We start from the raw sequence: 19,822 nt of genomic DNA on the forward strand, positions 1-19,822 counted from the left end.
CGCATCGCGCAGAGCGCATACGGCGTGTCTTGGACACTCGGCGTTTCGGTGGGGCGCCGGGCACGGCAGCGTCAGGGCAGGGACGCGCGGACCACCACCGGCATCTCCACCAGGTGCTCGCCGGGAGGGGGGCCGTCGGGGGCGAGGAGCAGTTCGACGGCGCGGCGGCCCATCGCCTCGTGCGGGAGGCCGATCGTCGTCAGGCCCGGGCGGAGGTACGCGGCCAGCTCATCATTGTCGAACGAGACCAGCGCCACGTCGTCGGGCACCCGGAGCCCCGCCTCGCCCAGCGCCTGCGAGGCGCCGAACGCGAGGCGGTCGTTGAGGCACACGATCGCGCGCGGGGGCGGCCCGGACGCCAGCACCCGCGCCGTGACCTCGTGTCCGTGGTCGGGTTCCCAGAGCCAGATCGACTCCTCGCGCGAGAAGCTCATCCCTTCGCGCGCCATGGTGTCGTAGATGCCGCGCACGCGCGCGGCGACCGTCGCCGAGCGGAACAGGTCGCGCTCGGCCTCGGCGTCGTAACCGAGCAGCAGGATGTCGTCGCGGATGCCGGCATCCCGGAGCAGCTCGATCGCCCGGCGTCCGCCGGTCTCCTCGTCGGGCAGGACGCTGCAGCCGTGCGCCTCGCTGGTGGCGTTGAGCATGACCGCCCGGACGCTCGAGGGGATCGGGGGCACGAGGATCTCGCGCGCCCGCATCGAGGCGAAGATCACGCCGTCGACCTGACGGTCGAGCAGCGCGGACACGGCCTCGGCCTCGCGTTCGGGCTCGCCACCCGTCTCGGCGACGAGCACGACGTGACCGGCGGCCTCGGCGGCGCCCAGCGCCCCCTTGATGAGGCCGCTGGCGAAGCGGGTGGTGGCGACGAGGTCGGAGACGAAGCCGATCGTGTGCGAGGTGCTGGTGCGCAGGGCCCGCGCGGCCACGTTGGGGCGGTACCCCAGTTCGGCGGCGGCGGCGAGTACGCGGTCGTGGGCGTCGCGCGAGAGTCGGGTGTCGGGCCGGCCGTTGAGGATCATGGATGCCGCGGAGGGGGAGAGCCCGGCGAGACGTGCGACATCCGTCAGCGTGACGCGTTTGACCATGCCCACCTCCTCGGTCGTCGGCTCCGGTGCCGTCGTGACGATCTTCACAACGAATCTTGACAGGGGCGGAGCGGTCTGCGTAAATATCCCTGCTAAATCCTTTCAGCACTGTACCGCAGGGAGGATCGCACCCGAAACGCCCGCATCCTGGGTACCCGCAGCACTGACGAAGGAGTCGACATGTCCACCCGTACCCCGCGCCCGCGAAGCCGTCGCGTCGCGCCCCTCGCCCTCGCGGCGATCGCCGGACTCACCGGCGCCCTGCTCGCCGGCTGCGCCCCCGGCGCCGCCGCACCGCAGACCGCCGCCGCCACCGACGTCAGCACCGAACTGACGAGCGACCCGGTGCAGCTCACGATCGCCGACGAAACCGGATTCCCCGTCACCGACAAGCTGACCGAGGAATTCACCAAGCAGCACCCGAACGTGACGTTCAACATCACTCGCGACACGTTCCAGAACCTCACGGCCAACGCCCCCAAGCTCCTCGCCAGCGACACCCCGCCCGACCTGATCCGCCTCCCCACCCTCGGCGACACCGTGCGCGACGGTCTCGTGGCCAACCTCGACCCGTACTTCGACGCGTACGGCTGGGACGCCTGGCCCGCGTCGCAGCTTGCGCCGCTGCGCATGAGCGAGGACGGTATCCGCGGATCGGGATCGCTGTACCAGCTCGGCCTCGGCTACAGCATCACCGGCATCTACATGAACGACACCCTCGCCGCGCAACTGGGCATCACCGCCCCGCCGCAGACGCTGGCCGAGCTCGAGGCCGACATGGCCAAGGCCAAGGCCGCCGGCATCCTGCCGATCATGGCGGGCGACAAGGACGGCGTGGTCAACTTCGTCGTGCAGGCCGCGATGAACCAGTACGTCGACAAGGACCAGTTCCTGTCGTGGATGTTCAACGAGCCGGGCGCGAGCTTCAACGAGCCGGGCAACGTCCAGGGCGCCGAACTCGTGCGCAAGTGGGCGGATGCCGGGTACTTCCCGTCCGACATCAACGCGATCGACTACTTCACCTTCACCAGCCGCTTCTCCGCGGGCGAAGGACTGTTCACCTTCAACGGCAACTGGGAGGCCGCGAACTACCAGAAGGCGCTCGGCGACAACGTGAGCTTCTTCCTGGTGCCGCCGGCGGAAGAGGGTGCCGGTCACGTCGCGATGGGTGCGGCCAATTCCTTCTCGGTCGCGGCGAAGTCGAAGCACCTCAACGAGATCGTCTACTTCCTCAACTGGGTCCACACCGACCCGACCGCACGCCAGATCATCGTCGACGTCACGGGTGCCTCGCCCGGTGGGGACCCGAGCCTCGCGCTCCCGACCGTCCAGCCGGGCTCGCTCATCGAGAACGCGCTGAAGATGTCTGCGCAGATCGGTTCCGAGAACGGTCAGGTCGACTTCATGGCCAACACGACCGCCGGCATCTACGCCGGCTCGATCATCCCCGAGTCGCAGCTGCTGGTGACCAGCCAGATCACCGGGCAGGACTTCGTCGACCGCGTGCAGAAGTTCTACGAGAGCGAGGTCGGGAAGTAATGACCGATCGTGCGGTCGCCGTCGCGGCGGCCCCCCGAAAAGACGCCGCCGACCCGGCGACGACGACCGCACCCGTTCGCCGGGCCGCTGCACGCGCAGTGGCCCGGCGGGCGACCCTCGCCGGATGGTTGCTCCTCGTCCCCGCCCTCGGCTTCTACATCGGGTTCGTCATCTGGCCCCTGTTCCAGGGGGTGCAGTACTCGTTCTACGACTGGAACGGCATCGGGGTGGCACGGTGGGTGGGCTTCGGCAACTACCTCACCGTCTTCACCGACCCCGACCTGCTCGGCGCGATCCGCAACGCCTTCGTGCTCATCGCGTTCTTCACGATCATCCCGGTGGGTCTCGGGCTGGTCCTCGCGACCCTGATCCGTGGCATCCGGTACAAGGCCTTCGCGGCCACCGCGCAGACGGTGCTGTTCCTGCCCCAGATCATCCCGCTCGCCGCCGCCGGTATCGCCTGGTCGTGGATGTACGCGCAGACCGGTGCCGTGAACCAGATCCTCGGCTGGATCGGCCTCGGCTGGATCACCCGTCCGTGGCTCGCCGACTACGGCACCGCCCTGCCGGCGGTGGGGCTCATCGGATCGTGGGTGCTGACGGGGCTGTGCACCGTGCTGCTGCTCACCGGGCTCGGCAAGATCGACGTCTCGTTGTACGAGGCCATCCGGCTCGACGGCGCCGGCTGGTGGCGCGAGTTCTTCACCATCACCCTGCCGGGGCTCCGGCAGGAGATCGCGGTGCTCGTGACGGTCACCGTCATCGCCGCCCTGTCGAGCTTCGACATCATCTACACCTCGACGCAGGGCGGACCCGGTCGCGCGACCCTCGTGCCCGGCCTCTCGATCTACCGCATCGGCTTCACCCAGAGCGACGTGGGCCTGGCCTCCGCCTTCGGCATCGTGCTCATGGTGCTGGTGCTCGTCGTCGTCCTCCCCATCCAACGCCTCTCGAGAGCGAGTGACTCGTGATCGCCAGCCGCACCGAGCGCGTGCTCGGAACCGTCCTCCTCGCCGTCGCGGCGCTCGTGACACTGCTGCCCCTGATCAGCATGTTCTCGGCCGCCCTCCAGCCCGCCGACCGCAACCCGACGGGCCTGACCTGGCCGACCGACCCGCAATGGGGCAACTTCGCCACGGCGTTCGAGACCGGACACGTGTGGCAGCTCATGGGCTCGAGCCTGGTGATCGTGCTGGGCGTGGTGCCGGTGAGCCTGGTCGCGGCGACCCTCGCCGGGTTCGCGCTCGGATCGTTGCAGGTCCGGTTCGGCCGCGGGGTGCTCGTGTTCTTCGTGCTCGGCCTCACGATCCCGTTCGAGGCCCTGATCATCCCGCTGTACTACCAGGCGCAGTCGATGGGCACCGTGAACACCCCGTGGGCGGTGATCTTCCCCCTCATCGGTCTCTACATGCCGTTCGGCGTCTTCTGGATGCGCGCGCACTTCATCAACGTCCCGCGCGAGCTCTCCGAGGCCGCGCGGGTGGACGGGGCATCGCTGTGGCGCGAATTCCGCAGCATCCAACTGCCGCTCGCGGCGCCGGCGCTCTCCGCGCTCGCGATCCTGCTGTTCATCTGGACGTGGAACCAGTTCCTGCTCCCGGTCGTCCTCATCGCCGACCCGCTGCAGCGCACGGTCGCGGGGGCGCTGACCTTCTTCCAGGGCCAGTACTCGCTCAGCATCCCCCTGCTGAACGCCGGTGCCCTCATCATCATCACGCCGGCCGTCCTGCTCTTCCTCGTCTTCCAGCGCCAGTTCATCCGTGCGCTGGTCCAGGGCGCGGTCAAGGGCTGACCGCTCGACCTCTTCTTCGAAACGGACATCATGACGTTCACGCTGCCCGACCACTGGGTCTGGGACTTCTGGCTCGCCCGCGACGGCGACACCCACCACATGCTCTTCCTGCAGGCACCGACGAGTCTCGGCGACCCCGACCTGCGTCACCGCAACGCCACGGTCGGGCACGCGACCTCGAGCGATCTGCGCTCGTGGACCGTGCACGGCACGGTGCTCGAGCCCGCCGGGGGAGAGGCTCCGGATGCCACGGCCACCTGGACGGGCAGCATCGTGGAGGCCGCGTCCGGCTGGCGGATGTTCTACACCGGGTCGCGGTTCCTCGAGCCGGGGCGGATCACCAACGTCGAGACCGTCCTCGCCGCCGTCTCGACCGACCTCGCCGAGTGGGCGAAGGACACCGCCGTCGTGGTGGCCGCCGACCCCCGCTGGTACGAGACGCTCGCGGCCGGCACGTGGCACGAGGAGGCGTGGCGCGACCCCTGGGTCTTCGCCGATCCCGACGGCGACGGGTGGCACATGCTCGTCACCGCGCGCGCCGTCGACGGTCCGGGCCGCGATCGCGGTGTCATCGGCCACGCGTGGTCGCCGGACCTCGTGCGGTGGGAGGTGCGCCCGCCGCGCAGCGCCCCGGGTGCGGGGTTCGCGCACCTCGAGGTTCCGCAGGTCGTGCAGGTCGAGGGGCGGTGGGCGCTGGTGTTCTCCTGCGACTCCGCGCACCTCGCCGGGCGCCGGGCGGGCGAGCGCGGAGGCATCTGGGCCGTGGCCCTCGACGACCCGCGCGGCCCGTACGACGTCGGCCGGGCGACCCTCGTGGCGCCCGAGAACCTGTACAGCGGGCGTATCGCGGAGGACGCCGACGGCCGTCCGGTGCTGCTGGCCTTCGAGAACGTGGCCGCCGACGGGGCGTTCGTCGGCACCCTCTCCGACCCGCTGCCGGTGCGGTGGGACGGCGACCGCCTCGTGGTGACGGAGGTCGTCCGATGACCGCGGTGCAGGGCTTCGCGGCATCCGGATTCGCCCCCGTCGCCGACGCCTTCCGCGCGGCGTTCGACAGCCACCCCGGCATGGGCGGTGCGCTCTCAGTCCGCGTCGACGGACGCGAGGTCGTGGACCTGTGGGGTGGCGTCGCAGACTCCCGCGACGGTCGCCCGTGGGAGCGGGACACCCCGACTGTGGTGTTCTCGTGCACCAAGGGGCTCATGTCGATCCTCGCGGCACGGCTCGTGGCATCCGGCTCACTCGACTACGACCGCCCGCTGGCGGACCTGTGGCCGGAGTTCGGCGTGCACGGCAAGGATGCGGTGACCGTCGGCGACGCCCTCGCGCACCGGGCAGGCGTCTCCGCCCCCCGCGTCGACGTCAGCCGCGCGCAGCTGCTCGACTTCGACGCGGTGTCCGCGCTCATCGCGGCACAGAAGCCCCTGTGGGTCCCCGGGGAGGGCTGGGCCTATCACGCGCTCACGCACGGCTGGATCTCGGGCGAGATCGTGCGGCGCGCGGGTGGAGTCGGCGTCTCCGCGGCCTTCGGCGAGATGGCCGCGGCGGTGGGCGGCGGAGCCTGGCTCGGGATGCCGCCCGAGATCGCGGCATCCGTCGCCCATCTCGAGGTGGGACCGACCCTCGCTGCGGGTGTCGCCGCTCAGGCCGCCGCGCGCGACCCGCACGGCGTCGACTGGCTCGACCGGGCCATGACGCTCGGCGGTGCGCTGCCGCCCACCCTCGTGACCGAGGACGACGGGTTCAACGCCGACGACGTCCGCGCCGCGGTGATCCCGGGGGCCGGTGCGATCAGCACGGCCCGCGCCCTCGCGGCGATGTGGTCGGCCACCGTGGCCGCGACCGAGGGCGTGCGGCTGCTCGACGACGCGGCGGTCCGGGAGGCGGGGCGGGTCCGGACGCAGGGCGCCCCGGTGTTCGACGCCCCGGCGCCGTGGCCGCGGTGGGGAGCCGGGATGCAGCTGGACTCCGAGGCCCGCCGCTACCTCGGTCCGAGCAGCGTCGGCCACGACGGCGCCGGAGGTCAGGTGGCCTTCGCCGACCTCGACGCCCGCGTGGGCTTCGCGTTCGTGACGAACCGCATGGAGTCCGAGGACCCCCGCGCGACCCGCATGATCGAGGCGCTCCGGGAGGCGCTGGGCTGAGCCGACGGCCAGTGGCGTTCAGTGTCCTAGACCCGCGGATGCCACGCGCCGCCGTCCGCGTGTCTTGGACACCCGAGCCCGGGTCTGCGCGCGGAACGTCGCGCTCGCCGGGCGGCGCGTGCGCGCTCGCTAGACCCGCACCCACGCGTCGCCGCGGCGCTCGATCGCGCCGGCGGCGGCGAAGGCCTCCAGCCAGCCGCCCATCGGCCAGACGCCCCACCGGCGGTGGAACGCGGCGCCGTTGCGGAGGATGTCGTCCAGGTGCCGCCACGGCGGCGACTCGACCGGATGCCACTGGTGATAGGCATCCGCCCCGCCCGTCCACACCAGCGGGATGCCGAGCGCCCTCGCCGCCCACGCGAGGTCGGTGTCCTCGGCGCCGTACCCTTCATACGCGTCGTGGAATCCACCCAGGTGCTCCCATGTCGCCGGTGTGACGGCGAACGACAACGACCAGAACAGGTCGTACTCGTCCGGCTCGGCGACGCGCGTCTCGCCGGCGGGCAGCGCCGGCCGTGCCCGGTGCGGGCGCTTCAGGTGCGGCAGGTCGGCCACGGCGGGACGCTGCACGCTCGCGAGATACGTCACGGGCCCGGCGAGCAGCGCGTCGGGGTGCGCCGCGGCGGCGTCGGCGTACCGCGCGAACACTTCCGGGCCCGGCAGACAGTCCACGTCGAGGAACACGAGAAGTTCCGCACCCTCCGCGATCGCGGCCGCGGCCGCGGCGTTGCGGCCCGCGCCCACGCGGAGTCCGTGCGGCCCGGGCGGCACGTGCAGCGTGCGGACGTCGGCATCCCGGATGCCATCGGGCACCGCCGCGTCGAGGAAGACCTCCACCCGCGCGATGTCCGGCGCGACCTCGGCGAGCACCGCGCGCTGGCGTTCCAGGTGTGCGCGGCGGGCGGCGGAGGCGACGGTGAGGACCGCGGTCCTCACGGCAGCATCGCTTCGACGGCCTCGGCGGCGCGCTCGGCGGCACCGGCCACCTGCCACCGCGACCAGTCGGGAGTGTCCGTCGCGGCGGCCTCGACCAGCGCCGCGATCCCCTCCGCGTCGACGTCCTCGGGGGCGACCCGGGCCAGGCCCCAGCGGTGCAGCGCGCACGCGGTGTGCCGCTGCTCCTCGAAGGGGCGGTCCTGCGCGACGACCACCGCGCGCGCGTCGGCGGCGGCGAGGTCGGCGACGCTGTTCTGTCCGGCGGCGCTCACGACGACGGTGTGCGAGGTCAGCAACGGCCAGGGGTCGTCGATGCGCGACGACGCGTCGTGACCGATCGCGCGCGTGCGCCAGCCCGCGGCCGACAGTCGGGCCTCGGCGTCGCGGCGCACGTCGTCGGCGAGGACGCGGCCGAGGAACAGCACCGACCGCTCGGCATCCTCCTTCTCGGGGAGACGCCCGTCGTACCGGGAGATCCCGCCGGTCCACACCACCCGATCGGTCCGGGTCGCGAGTGCGCCGGCGGGCACGGCGCCGTGCGCCCACGGGGCGAGGATGCGGTCGGCCAGGTCGTACGCGAGGGCGTGTGCGGCGTCGGTGCGTTCCCCGGGCTGCGTGACCGCGAGCGTGCGCAGACCCAGCAGCCGCGCGAACGCCACGACCTCGGCGCTGACGTCGACGACGATCGCCCGGAGGTCGGCGGCATGCCCGGCGAGGAGGGCGAGGCGCGCACGATGCCCGGGATGGTCGTGCGGTGCCCAGTGCAGGGCGCCGCGGACGGTCGGATCGGCGGCGCGGGGGTCGAACACCGTGCCGTCGTCGTACTCGATCGCGTCGGCGTCGTCGGGGAGGACCGTCCATTCGACGCCGTCGTCGAGTCCCGCCGGGCGCGGCAACGACGAGAACGCACGCACCGTCTCGCGCAGGTGCGGCTGCACGGCGAGGAAACGGGCGACGTGCCCATATCCGTGGTGATGGACGTACCAGCCGATCACCACGACACCGCCGGGACCTGACGTTCCGTCGCCGGCTGCGCGGTGTGCATGAGCACCCGCTCGATGTCGCGGTACCGGCGGCTCAGGGCGTGTTCGCGCACTGCCGCGCGACGCGTCCACACGCGGGTCAGCGGCTCGCGTCGCCCCTGCAGCGCGAGGTCGCGCGCGGCGTGGGCGAGGGCGGTGACATCGCCCGCCATGACCGCCGCCGTCCCCGGCATCCCGGCGAGGACCTCGGAGACCCCGCCGATGTCGAACGCCGCGACCGGGGTGCCGGTCGCGAGGGCCTCGGCGATGACGAGACCGAACGGTTCCTCCCACATGGGGGTGACGAGCGCGACGGCCGAGGTGCCGACGAGGCGGCACAGGTCGGGCTGGTGCAGCGCGCCCACGTAGCGGGCGTTCCCGCCGAGGCGGGGCGCCACCTCCTGGTGGAAGTAGTCGACGTCGCCGATGCGTCCCGCGACCACGATCTCGGCGTCCACGGCCCGGGCGGCCTCGATGGCGAGGTGCGGTGCCTTCTCGGGGACGATGCGCCCCGACCACACCCACCGTGCACCGCCGGGGCCGCGCGTCCATCGGTCGGTGTCGATGCCGTTGGGGAACACGAACGCGTCGACGCCCTCGGACGACCACGCGCGCGCCGTGGCCTGGCTCACCGCGACGAAACGGTGCGCGCTGCCGCGGGCGTACGCGGCGGCGCGGAGCATCGGTTCGAGCGGCGGCGTGTGCAGGGTCGTCACGACGGGGATGCCGGCATCCCGGCTCCATCGGATCGGGGCGGGGTGGAGGCTGTGGTTGTCGATGACGTCGAAGCGGTGCCGCTCGTCGCGGAGACGCTCGAGCAGTGTCGCGTGCGCGGCTTCGGTCGCCGCGGCGTAGCCCTCGGGGTAGCCGGTATCGGAGGCGTCCTCCACACGCGACCACGTCGGCGCGGGCAGAGCGAACTCGGGGGAGTCGTCGAGGAAGTCGGAGCCCTCCGCGGCGCACAGCGTGACCTCGTGGCCGCGGTCCCGCAACCACCGGACCCGGTCCCACACGGTCGCCTCGAGACCCCCCGCGTGCGGCTGGCGGAGAGGGTAGCGCGACGGCGCCACGACCAGCACCCGCAACGGCTTCGGCGCGCGGGTCATGCCGCGTCCTCCGTCCGCATCGACCGGCGGTAGAGCGCCACATGGGCTCGACGGACCCGCTCGCGTTCGTCCACCCGCTCGATCCGGCGACGCGCGACCTCGGCCCCCCGGGCGTCGGACCCGGCGATCGACCATCCGGAGGCCGTGGCATCCACGATCGCCCGCTCCAGCGACACCGGATCGCCCACGCGGAACGCGTGGAAGTCGGCGGGATGCTGCGCGGCGACATGGCCCACACGCGTGCCGATGACGGGGACGGCGAGGTCGTAGCAGAGCTCCGCCCACCCCGAGTGGGTGCCGTGCGAGTAGGGGAGCACGCAGGCGTCGAGGTCGGCGAGCCACCCGGCGAGGGCGTCGTCGTCGAGCCGCGCCGACCTCTCCACCCGCACGCCCTCCGTCCCGTCGGCGAGGGCGACGATGGATGCCGCGGCCTCGATGTCGCGCACGTTCTCGTTCAGCCGCACCACCGCCTCGACGTCGGTGCCGCGGGCGCGCAGGTCGGCGACCGCGCGGACGAGGGTCGCCGTCGTCCCCACGCCGTCGATGTTGGGGCGGAGGTCGCGCAGGTGCACGCCGACGCGGGTCGCCGCGTGGGCGCGTCCGACGGGCAGGACCGCGCCGTCGACGAGTGTCGGATGCGGGATGACGTCGGGGGAGCGCCCGTAGTCGCGCTCGACCTCGGCCGCGGTCGGCGCGGTGAGCGTGATCACCTCGTCGGCTCCCGCGATGAGGACGGCCAGCGCCGCGCGGTGCGCGGCCTGGTCGGTCAGCTGCGGGTTCTCCAGGTCGTGCACGGTGTAGACCAGGCGGAGTCGCAGGCGGCGGACCGCATCCACCGTCGCCGAGAGTTCCGCAGCAGAGTACGACTCGCTGCCGAAGTGCACGTGGACGACGTCGATCTCGTCGGCGTGGGCGTCGAGCCACTCCGGCAGCAGCACCTGCGGCGGCCACCACTGCCCCGGTGCCGCGCCCGGGGGCGGCGGGTCGGCGCGGAGGTCGACGGCGCGCTCGTCGGTCACGGCGCGGGTGTAGGGGTGCCCGGCGGGCACGGCGGCGACCCGGATCCGGCGAGGGGGTGCGGCGTCGATCGGGGGTCCTCCTGGGCTACGACGGTCGTGGCGCGTATCGCATCGACAGGCCGGTCGCAAGGCAACGGGACCGTTGCGAGGGCGACGGCACCGACGGCGTACGTTCACATCATGCGTGGCAGTGAGAGCGGCTCCGAGAGCCTTGCGGACGAGGATGCGGCGGTGATAGCGCGGCGCCGCCACTACGCCGCGTTCTTCGGCGATGAGCCGGCGCCGGAGGGGTACGGCGTCGTGGTCGGCAACTGCCAGGCCGAGTCGATCCGACTCGTCGTCTCGAACGACACCCACCCCGGGGTGCGGGTGCCCGCCGTGCACGAGATGGATGCCGCCGACGCGGAACGCCTGCACCGGCTACTGGCGGGCGCGTCGTTCCTCGTCGTGCAGCCCATCCGCGACGACTATCGCGGGCTGCCGCTCGGCACCGCGCAGGTGCGCGCGGCGCTGCCCGCCGGGGCCCGCACGGTCACGGTCCCCTCGCTCCGCTTCGGCGGCCTGCACCCGTTCCAGGCCGCTATCCGGGTCCCCGGCGTCGACGAGGACCCGCCGCTCGTGGCGTACCACGACGTCCGGGTGCTCGCCGAGGCCGCCGGGCTGCCGGTGGCGCGCGCCCTCTCGCCGGCCGCGGTGCGCGCGGTGGCCGAGGACTCCCTCGCGGAGCTGCGTCGCCGCGAGGACCTGGGCGTGGACGTCGTGGCATCCGATCTCTACACCCCGGTGGTGGCCGACCTCGCCCGCACGGTCAACCACCCCGGCAACGCCGTGTTCCTGCCGATGGGCGAGCGGATCGTCGCAGCCCTCGGCGCGCCCGGTACGGCGGTCGACCCCGGGCGCCCGATCCTCGCCGGCGTGCAGGCGCCGCTCGAACCGTGGGTCGTCGAGGCGTGGGACCTGGATGCCGAGCCCCGCCGCGACTGGATCGTCGCGGGTGAGCGGCTCGACGCGGACACCGTCGCCGAGGCGCACCGTCGCTGGTACGTCGAGCACCCCGCCTTCGTCAGCGCGGCCGTCGAACGCCTCGCCCCGCTCCTGCGCCGGTGGCGCACCGCATGAGCATCCGCCCCGTTCTGCTCGCACCCTCGGGCCCGCACGGCGTCGCCGCCTACGCGCGGGCGCTGGCGGAGGAGGTCCGGACCCTGGACGCGCGGATCCGCGTGACGGACGATCCGGATGCCACCGATCCCGGCACCCCGATGCACGTCCACGTCACGGAGCGCCTGTGGGGGCCCTCGCCCGAGGAGGCGACCGAACGGCTCACGGTTCTGGCCCGGCGGCATCCGCTCACCGTCACCCTCCACGACGTGCCGCAGGCCTCGGACGGAGAACGCAACCGTCCGCGCCGCCGCGCCTTCTACGCCGCCGTGACGCGCGCCGCGCACGCCGTCGCGGTCAACAGTGCGCACGAGCGCGCGCTGCTCGCCGAGGAGGGCGTGTGGGACGGGGACGTCGAGGTCCTCCCGCTGCCGGTGCCGGCCGCCCCCGTGGGGTCGCGGCCGCGGCCCGACGGCACCGTCGGCGTCCTGGGCTACTTCTATCCCGGCAAGGGGCACGACGAGGCGCTCGCCGCCGCCGTGGCCGCCGGCGTCGACCGGCTCACGATCCTCGGACGGGCGTCCGACGGGCATGCCGCCGACCTCGACGCGTTCGTCCGCCGCGCCGCCGCCACGGGCGTCGCCGTGGAGGTGACCGGCTGGCTCGACGACGCCGAGATGGCCGCCCGCGCCCGCGCGGTGTCGGTCCCCGTGATCGCGCACCAGCACGTGTCGGCGTCCGCGTCGCTGACGTCGTGGATCGGCTGGGGGCGTCGGCCCGTCGCCGTCCGCAACCGCTACGTCGACGAGATGGCCGCGCTCCGGCCCGGCACCCTGCTCCCCGTCGAGCTGCCCGCGCTTTCGGCGCTCGTGCGCGCGGCGGCGGAGGATCCGGATGCCACCTGGCACGGCATCCATCCCGTCCCCGTCGGTCCCGCCGATGTCGCCCGCGCCTACCTGGCGTGGTGGGCGCGCGTGCCCGCGCCCGGCGCCGCTGAGCCCGGCGCCGCGGAGCCCGGCGCCGCCGCGCCCGCGCCCGCCGCCGCGCCCGCGCCCGCCGCCGCGCCCGCGCTCGAGTGTCCAAGACACGCCGATGCGCCCCACCCCGATACGGCGTGTCCTGGACACTCGACGCCGCAGGACGCTGCCTGGGTCGTCGGGAACCGCTGGGACCTCGTCGCGGGGCGCGAGCCCGAACCGCCGCGGGTGAGCGTGATCGTCACGCATTACGACCAGCCCGCGGAACTCGCCCGCACGCTCGCGGCCCTCGCCCGCCAGGACCACCTGGCCGATCGCCTCGAGATCGTCGTCGCCGACGACGGTTCGCCGGAGACCCCCGTCGTGCCCGACGGCGTGCGGCTCGTGCGCCAGGACGATCGCGGTTTCCGGGTGTCGGCCGCCCGCAACCTCGGCGTGGCGGCGAGCACGGGCGACGTCCTGTGCTTCCTGGATGCCGACACGACCCCCGAACCCGGATACGTCCGCGCCCTCACGCGCCTGCCCGCGCTGCTGCCCGAGGCCGTGACGGTGGGACGGCGCCGGCACGCCGATCTGACCGGGCTCGGACCCGACGTGCCGGTCGCCGAGGCCGGACCGGAGCGGGAACTGCCCGAACCCGCGTGGTTGCGCGAGGAGTACGCGCGCACCGAGAACCTGCTGCGGGCCGACGACCGTGCGTACCGGTTCGTGATCGGGGCGGTGTCGGCCTGCTCGCGGCGGCTCTTCGAGGAGCTCGGCGGCTTCGACGAGTCGTTCACCGCGTACGGCGGCGAGGACTGGGAGTGGGCGCACAGGGCCTGGCAGGCCGGCGCCGTCCTGGCCCACGTTCCCGAGGCCGTGGCCTGGCACGACGGGCCGGACTGGTCCGGTCGCGACGTGGACCGCGTCCGCGAGGGCAACCGGCAGACGCTGCGGCTGGCATCCGACATCCCGGTCGCCGGTTCGTCCGGGCGCGGACTGCTCCCCGCGATGCCCGACCTCGTCGTGCACCTCGCCGGTGAACATTCCGAGGCCGCGGTGTTCGTGTGCGTGGATGCCGTGCTCGCTGCGTTCCCGCGGGCGACGGTGGTTCTCGACGCGCCGCCGCCGGCCGCGGCGTTCGACGCCGACCCTCGCGTGCGCTCGGGTGCGGTGCCGGATGCGCGGGTGATCTGGCGCCTCGACCGACCGGTGCTCCTCGACGGCGTGGACACGTTCGCCGAGCGACTCGCCGCCCTCGGCCAGACCGAGGAGGGGCGGCTCCGGGTGCGCGCCGCCGACGGCACGGCCGTCGGCACCGCCGTCGCGCGCCGCGCCCGCCGTCGCGCCGACCGGTGGGGCGCGGAGGTCGGCTTCACGACGGGCGAGATCGTGGCATCCGGTCTCCACGTCCTCCGCGACGAGCCGCATCTCGAAGCCTGGGTCGGCGGGTGGGGAGGCCTCGACCGCTTCGTGTGAGGTCCCGCCGCGCGACTGTCATGCGCGATAAACGGCATCCACGACGAGACACGTCGCGTCGTGCCGTGTCTCGCCGCCGATGCCGTTTCTCGGCGAACAGCGCGCAGCGGCCCGATGCGGGGGGACCCGCGGCGGCCCGACGCCCCCGAGCGCGGGCACCGCGCGGCGCCGCGGCCCTGGGAGAATCGGGGGATGACCGCCACGCTCGTCGCCCAGGGACTCGCCGGAGGCTACGGTCACCGCACGCTCTTCGAGGGAGTCGACCTGACCGTCGCGCCGGGCGACGTGATCGGCGTCGTCGGGGCGAACGGCGCCGGGAAGTCGACGCTGCTGCGGCTGCTCGCCGGCGTCGACGAGCCGCTGTCCGGCACGATCGCCCTGGCCCCCGCCGACGCGTTCGTGGGGTGGCTGCCGCAGGAGCATGAGCGCGTCCCCGGCGAGACCGTGGCGCAGTACCTCGCGCGTCGCACCGGCTGCGCCGACGCGACGAGGGAAATGGATGCCACAGCCGCCGCCCTCGGCGACCCCGAAGCCGTGGGAGCCGACGACGCCTACGCCACGGCCCTCGAGCGCTGGCTCGCCAGCGGCGCGGCCGACCTCGACGAGCGGATGCCGGTCGTGCTCGCCGACCTCGGGCTCGCGGTGGGCGCCGACGCGCTGATGACCGGGCTGTCCGGCGGGCAGGCGGCGCGCGTGGGACTCGCGGCCCTGCTGCTGTCGCGCTTCGACATCGCGCTGCTCGACGAACCCACGAACGACCTCGACCTGGACGGGCTCGAGCGGCTGGAGGCTTTCGTGACCGGGCTCCGGGGCGGTGTCGTGTTGGTGAGTCACGACCGGGAGTTCCTCGCCCGGTCGGTCACCCGGGTGCTCGAACTCGATCTCACGCAGAACTCCCATCGGGTGTTCGGTGGCGGCTACGACGCGTACCTCGAGGAGCGGGCGACGCTGCGTCGGCAGGCGCGCGAGAAGTACGAGGAGTTCGCCGAGACCAAGGCCGATCTCGTCTCGCGCATGCGGACGCAGCGCGAATGGTCGAGCCAGGGCGTGCGCAACGCGATGAAGAAGTCGCCCGACAACGACAAGATCCGCCGCAAGGCCTCGATGGAGTCCAGCGAGAAGCAGGCCCAGAAGGTGCGGCAGATGGAGAGTCGCATCGCGCGTCTCGACGATGTCGAGGAGCCGCGCAAGGAGTGGAAGCTCGAGTTCACGATCGGCGCCGCCCCGCGGTCGAGCTCCGTCGTCTCGACGCTGTCCGGCGCCGTGTTCCGGCAGGGCGACTTCACGCTCGGACCGGTGTCGCTGCAGGTGAACGGGGGCGAGCGCATCGGCATCACCGGGCCGAACGGTGCCGGCAAGACGACGTTGCTGCGTGGCATCCTGGGCCGTCAGGCTCCCGACGAGGGAACCGCGTCGCTCGGGACCAGCGTCGCGATCGGCGAGATCGACCAGGCGCGCTCACTGCTGGTGGGGGAGCGCCCGCTCGCCGAGACGTTCGAGGGGCTCGTACCCGAGATGACCTCGGCCGACGTCCGGACGCTGCTGGCGAAGTTCGGTCTCAAAGCCGACCACGTCACGCGTCCCGTCGACGGGCTGTCCCCGGGGGAGCGCACGCGCGCCGGGCTCGCGCTGCTGCAGGCGCGGGGGGTGAACGTGCTCGTCCTCGACGAGCCGACGAACCACCTCGACCTGCCCGCGATCGAGCAGCTCGAGCAGGCGCTGGAGTCGTACACCGGCACCCTGCTGCTGGTCACCCACGACCGCCGGATGCTGGATGCCGTTCAGACCGACCGCCAGTGGCGGGTCGAGGCCGGCCGCGTGACCGAGCTGTAGCGCCGATCGTGGCGTCCGCTACCGCGTCGCTGTGCCCGGCCCGGGCGACCGGCGTGTCACCGCCTCCCCGATAAACGGCATCCGCGGCCAGAAACGCTTCGTCGTCCCGTGTCTGGTCGTGGATGCCGTTTATCGCTGGGGTGGTCACGGCGCGGACGGGGCGCGGCGCGGCCGCGGGCGCGAGGCGGGACCAGGCTGAGGTGGACTGGTCAGCGCCCCTGGCGCTTCTTGTAGGGCTTCGGCTGGCCCTTGACGATCGGGGCGCGGCCCTTGCCTTTGGATGCCTTGGCCTTCCCGCCCTGAGCTTTCGGCGTCGCGGTCATCTGCGGGGGCGCGTCGGCGATCCGCGCGCGCGCCTCCTCGACGAGCAGAACTCCGGCGGGTGTCAGTGTCGTCGGCGGGGTCCGGGACACGAGCGGTTGCCCGACCTCCTCTTCGAGCTTGTCGACCGTGGTGTACAGCGACGCGAGCGGGATGCCGAGCTTCTCGGCCGCGCGCGGGAAGTGCAGCTCCTCGGCGAGGGCGGCGAACCGGACGAGATGCGCGAGCTTCATGGCATCCATTCTCCCGTGCCGCGCCGGGTTCCCGTCTCCGAGAGCGGCGCGGGAGCGTATGGCCAGATCACGCGACCTGGACGAGATCACGCCTTGTGGAGCGCCAGGACGGGTGATCTCGCCCAGATCACGTGAAGTGGCGCGCCCAAGACGGGACGGAGCGCCACCGCTCGGGACGGAACCCCGGCCGGACGGTACCCCGGCCGGGCGGGACTCACGCCGCCAGGAACCGGTCCGCCGTGCGCAGGGACAACGCCATGATCGTCAGGGCCGGGTTGGCGGCCAGGGCGCTCGGGAAGACGCTGTTGTCGCAGATCCACAGGTTGGGGATCTCGTGCGAGCGGCCGTCACCGTCGACCACTCCGTCGGACGGGTCGCTCGACATCCGCGCCGTGCCGATCGTGTGCGCCGACCGCGCGAGCACGAGGGTCTCCCGTGCCCCCGCGGCCTCCATCACCCGCAGCAGGAACGCCGTCGCGTGGCGATCGAGCGCCTTCTCGTTCGCCCCGGCCGTGAACGTCACCCGGGCCCGGGGGATGCCGAACTCGTCGGTCTCGTCGCTCAGCTCGAGGCGGTTGCCGTCGGACGGCAGGCAATCGCCGTTGATGCCGATGCCCGCCATGTGCTGCGCCTGATCCAGCCGCTGCATCAACTCCGAGCCCCAGAGACCGCCCCCGCGGGTGAGGGTCGTAGCAAAGGTCAGCGGCATCACGCCGAGGCTCTGCACGAGGTACCCGCCCGCGAAGTCGGCGTCGTCGGGGCGCATCATGTCCTCGGTGATGAGCGACGAGGGGTACCCGCGATGCCCGCGCACCGGTTCGTCGAACCGCCCCCACACCTGCGTCGCCCCGTGCGCCAGGAAGTTGCGGCCCACCTGCCCGGACCCGTTCGCGACGCCGGTGTGCAGCAGCAGGCGCGGGGTCTCCACGCCGCCCGCGGCGAGCACGAGCGACCGGCAGCGCTGGCGCACGTCGACGCCGTCCTGCCGGTAGACGACGGCCGCGACGTGCCCGCGCGCGTCGAGCTCGATGTCGTGCACCAGGGCGCCGGTGCGGATCTCGGCCCCGGCGGCCACCGCGGCCGGGAGGTAGGTGTTGGCGGTGGTGGCCTTGGCATCCACCCGGCATCCCTGGTGGCAGGCGCCGCAGTTGATGCACGCGCGGCGTTCGCCGTGATGGTCCTGCAGCCGCGCCCGGGTGAGCACCGCGGCCGGAGCGTCGGAATACCGGATGCCGAGCGCCTCGCACCCGCGCGCGACGAGGGTCGCGGGTGCATTGCGCGCGGCCGGACCGTAGGCGTACGCGCGCGAGGGGTCCCACGGATACGGGGTCGGCCCCGAGACGCCGATGTCGCCCTCCACGCGGGCGACGTACGAGAGCAGCTCGGCGGGATCGAGCGGCCAGTCGCGGCCTTCGCCCGTCTCGGTGCGCAGCCGGAGGTCGCGGGCGTCGGGCCGGGGTGTGAACGCGCCCCAGTGCAGCGTCGAGCCGCCCACCCCGCGGCCGCTGTTGTTGGGACCGAAGGCGGTGGGGTCCTCACCGCCGCTCAGGCGCTCGGACATCCAGTTGATCTCGACGGCCTCGGTCTCGTCGGGCGTGAGGTCGTCCAGGGAGAAGTTCCGGCCGGCCTCGAGCGCCACGACGGACAGCCCGCGCCGCGCGAGCTCGGCCGTCAGCGGCGCGCCGCCGGCGCCCGTCCCGACCACGACGACGTCGATGATGTCGTCGGTCCCGTGCGTGCGCATGCCGTCGAGGTTCATGCGGCGTCTCCCGTCGCGATCGTGCCGCCGACGGCGGCGGGCTCCCAGTCCTCGCGGCGCCCGAGCGTCAGCTCGACGTAGCCGCGGATCGGCGCGCGCCCGCCGGTCGCGAAGCCGTCGAAGCCGGTGCGCGCCATGCTCGCGGGGTGTGCGAGCCACTGCCGCACGAGGTCGACGCGGGCGTCCTCGAGCCAGGCGGCGAGCATCTCGGCATCCAGGGGTCCGCCCTCCGGGCCACGGCCCTCGATCGCGGACGCGAGCACTGCCTCGCGCTCGACCGGATCGGTCGGCCACCCCACCGCGAGCGTGTCCAGCCCCGCGCGGTACGCCTCGGGATCCGGCGGCAGCCCGTCGCGGCGCCACCCGTCGCCCTCGCCCCGCGCGAGCTGCGCGTCGACGCGCGCGGCGATGTCGATCGCGGGGCCGTCCTGGGGCACGACGAGATCGGCGATCTCGCGCAGCAGCGTGAGCTGCGCGAGGTCGAGCACGCGCGGCGCGTACCCGCGGTCGTCGGGCACCGCCCGGCGGTTCAGGATGCCGCGCACCCGGTCGTCCACGCGGTCGCCGGCGATGAGCCGCGCCCACTCCTCGGGCACGACGGGGCCGGCGAGCACCTCGTCGGCGACGAACGCGGCGATGGCCTCCGCCGCTTCGGCCGGGCGCTCGAGCGGGATCATGTGCCCGGTGCCGGCGAGGGTGTGGATCCGCGCGCGGGGGTACACGTCGACCAGGAGTCCGGGCTGGGCGGCGGCGCCGAGGTCGGCGTCGTCGTCGCCTGCGAGCACCAGCACCGGCAGGTCGAGCGTGCCGACCTCGTCGCGCGCGTCGACGCGGCTGCCGGTGTCGAGCCACGCGCGCCACGCCGACGGCGAGGTGCGGCGCAGGTCCGCCAGCGCGAGGCTCTGCGCGCCGGGGTCGAGCGGCCGCGCGGTGTTCTGGTCGACGAAGGTCTCGGCATCCTGTTCCGAGATCGCTCCGTCGTCGACCCACGACAGCATCAGCGCGCGCCGCTCCTCGTCCATCGGTTCGGGGCGCGGCGGTGACGGCGCGAGCAGCACCATTCCAGCGAGTCCGGTCAACGGCGCCGAGCCGCTCAGCACCCGGGATGCCACGAGCGCCGCGATCTTGCCGCCCATGCTGTGACCCCCCAGGATCCAGCGGCCCCGAGCCTTCTCGTTCAGGATGCCGACGACGTGCGCGACCGTGGCCTCGAGCGACGTGTCCGACGCGGCGGTCTCGGAGCCGAAGCCCGGCAGGTCGATGCCCTCCACGTCCACGCGGCCCGCGAGCGCGTCGCCGAGCCGTTGGAACGATCCGGCGCTGGCCCCGAGGGCGTGCAGCAGGTACAGGGTGGGGCGATCGTTCGGGCTCGGCATGTCCTCACGCTTTCGCACCCCGGCACCCCGGACGGGCCGCTTGCGCGCCGACACGTTTTAGGCAAGCGCCGGGCAGCGTCGGGGCCCGGGCAGGTGCGCGGGGCTGGTTGCCCGGCATGCG

The 19,822-nt window shown here is 73.5% G+C and carries 16 protein-coding genes; 8 read left to right on the top strand and 8 right to left on the bottom strand.

Annotated features, from left to right (window positions below):
* Nucleotides 1-71 precede the first annotated feature (71 nt).
* The gene (locus BW982_RS15705; RefSeq protein ID WP_076495085.1) at nucleotides 72-1,088 is read right to left on the bottom strand and encodes a LacI family DNA-binding transcriptional regulator; all 1,017 of its coding nucleotides are present in this window, start codon (nucleotides 1,086-1,088) and stop codon (nucleotides 72-74) included.
* Between the two features lie 180 nt (nucleotides 1,089-1,268).
* Here BW982_RS15705 and BW982_RS15710 point away from each other — a divergent pair, with 180 nt between their 5' ends.
* The 5 genes from BW982_RS15710 to BW982_RS15730 are packed head-to-tail and all read left to right on the top strand — an operon-like array spanning nucleotide 1,269 to nucleotide 6,563.
* A complete protein-coding gene (locus BW982_RS15710) occupies nucleotides 1,269-2,627 on the top strand; it encodes an ABC transporter substrate-binding protein (protein WP_076494913.1) in 1,359 nt (452 codons plus the stop codon).
* Nucleotides 2,627-3,598 (top strand): carbohydrate ABC transporter permease, encoded by a 972-nt coding sequence (locus BW982_RS15715; protein ID WP_254845625.1) that lies wholly within the window; start codon nucleotides 2,627-2,629, stop codon nucleotides 3,596-3,598. The genes BW982_RS15710 and BW982_RS15715 overlap by 1 nt, the downstream gene beginning before the upstream one ends.
* The gene (locus BW982_RS15720) at nucleotides 3,595-4,419 is read left to right on the top strand and encodes a carbohydrate ABC transporter permease (protein WP_076494915.1); all 825 of its coding nucleotides are present in this window, start codon (nucleotides 3,595-3,597) and stop codon (nucleotides 4,417-4,419) included. The genes BW982_RS15715 and BW982_RS15720 overlap by 4 nt, the downstream gene beginning before the upstream one ends.
* A gap of 30 nt (nucleotides 4,420-4,449) precedes the next feature.
* Nucleotides 4,450-5,406, top strand: a complete 957-nt coding sequence (locus tag BW982_RS15725; RefSeq protein ID WP_076494917.1) for a glycoside hydrolase family protein — start codon at nucleotides 4,450-4,452, stop codon at nucleotides 5,404-5,406.
* Nucleotides 5,403-6,563 (top strand): serine hydrolase domain-containing protein, encoded by a 1,161-nt coding sequence (locus tag BW982_RS15730; protein WP_076494919.1) that lies wholly within the window; start codon nucleotides 5,403-5,405, stop codon nucleotides 6,561-6,563. The genes BW982_RS15725 and BW982_RS15730 overlap by 4 nt, the downstream gene beginning before the upstream one ends.
* Before the next feature lie 129 nt (nucleotides 6,564-6,692).
* On the opposite strand, the gene BW982_RS15735 is transcribed toward BW982_RS15730, so the two are convergent.
* The 4 genes from BW982_RS15735 to BW982_RS15750 are packed head-to-tail and all read right to left on the bottom strand — an operon-like array spanning nucleotide 6,693 to nucleotide 10,646.
* Entirely contained in the window at nucleotides 6,693-7,499 is an 807-nt protein-coding gene (locus BW982_RS15735) for a glycosyltransferase family 2 protein (protein ID WP_076494921.1), read from the bottom strand.
* On the bottom strand, nucleotides 7,496-8,497 hold the full coding sequence (locus BW982_RS15740) for a glycosyltransferase (protein ID WP_083696754.1): 1,002 nt from the start codon (nucleotides 8,495-8,497) through the stop codon (nucleotides 7,496-7,498). The genes BW982_RS15735 and BW982_RS15740 overlap by 4 nt, the downstream gene beginning before the upstream one ends.
* Nucleotides 8,491-9,627 carry a glycosyltransferase gene (locus BW982_RS15745; RefSeq protein ID WP_076494922.1) on the bottom strand — a complete coding sequence of 379 codons (1,137 nt, stop codon included), beginning with the start codon at nucleotides 9,625-9,627 and terminating at the stop codon, nucleotides 8,491-8,493. The genes BW982_RS15740 and BW982_RS15745 overlap by 7 nt, the downstream gene beginning before the upstream one ends.
* Complete coding sequence (locus BW982_RS15750; RefSeq protein ID WP_175611128.1) at nucleotides 9,624-10,646, bottom strand: glycosyltransferase; 1,023 nt, start codon at nucleotides 10,644-10,646, stop codon at nucleotides 9,624-9,626. The genes BW982_RS15745 and BW982_RS15750 overlap by 4 nt, the downstream gene beginning before the upstream one ends.
* A 180-nt stretch (nucleotides 10,647-10,826) precedes the next feature.
* Here BW982_RS15750 and BW982_RS15755 point away from each other — a divergent pair, with 180 nt between their 5' ends.
* From BW982_RS15755 to BW982_RS15765, 3 genes are all read left to right on the top strand, one after another.
* On the top strand, nucleotides 10,827-11,765 hold the full coding sequence (locus BW982_RS15755; RefSeq protein ID WP_076494923.1) for a WcbI family polysaccharide biosynthesis putative acetyltransferase: 939 nt from the start codon (nucleotides 10,827-10,829) through the stop codon (nucleotides 11,763-11,765).
* Nucleotides 11,762-14,179 (top strand): glycosyltransferase, encoded by a 2,418-nt coding sequence (locus tag BW982_RS18545; RefSeq protein ID WP_254845626.1) that lies wholly within the window; start codon nucleotides 11,762-11,764, stop codon nucleotides 14,177-14,179. Before BW982_RS15755 ends, BW982_RS18545 begins: the two co-directional genes overlap by 4 nt.
* 192 nt (nucleotides 14,180-14,371) lie before the next feature.
* Nucleotides 14,372-16,012 carry an ABC-F family ATP-binding cassette domain-containing protein gene (locus BW982_RS15765; RefSeq protein WP_076494924.1) on the top strand — a complete coding sequence of 547 codons (1,641 nt, stop codon included), beginning with the start codon at nucleotides 14,372-14,374 and terminating at the stop codon, nucleotides 16,010-16,012.
* Nucleotides 16,013-16,221: 209 nt separating this feature from the next.
* On the opposite strand, the gene BW982_RS15770 is transcribed toward BW982_RS15765, so the two are convergent.
* From BW982_RS15770 to BW982_RS15780, 3 genes are all read right to left on the bottom strand, one after another.
* Nucleotides 16,222-16,566 (bottom strand): LysR family transcriptional regulator, encoded by a 345-nt coding sequence (locus BW982_RS15770; protein WP_076494926.1) that lies wholly within the window; start codon nucleotides 16,564-16,566, stop codon nucleotides 16,222-16,224.
* Nucleotides 16,567-16,780: 214 nt separating this feature from the next.
* Nucleotides 16,781-18,325: a GMC family oxidoreductase gene (locus tag BW982_RS15775; protein WP_076494927.1), complete on the bottom strand. Its 1,545-nt coding sequence runs from the start codon at nucleotides 18,323-18,325 to the stop codon at nucleotides 16,781-16,783.
* Nucleotides 18,322-19,701: an alpha/beta fold hydrolase gene (locus tag BW982_RS15780; RefSeq protein ID WP_076494929.1), complete on the bottom strand. Its 1,380-nt coding sequence runs from the start codon at nucleotides 19,699-19,701 to the stop codon at nucleotides 18,322-18,324. Before BW982_RS15780 ends, BW982_RS15775 begins: the two co-directional genes overlap by 4 nt.
* Between the last annotated feature and the right edge of the window lie 121 nt (nucleotides 19,702-19,822).

This window comes from Microbacterium sp. RURRCA19A (assembly GCF_900156455.1).
In the GTDB taxonomy this organism is placed as follows: Bacteria; Actinomycetota; Actinomycetes; order Actinomycetales; family Microbacteriaceae; genus Microbacterium.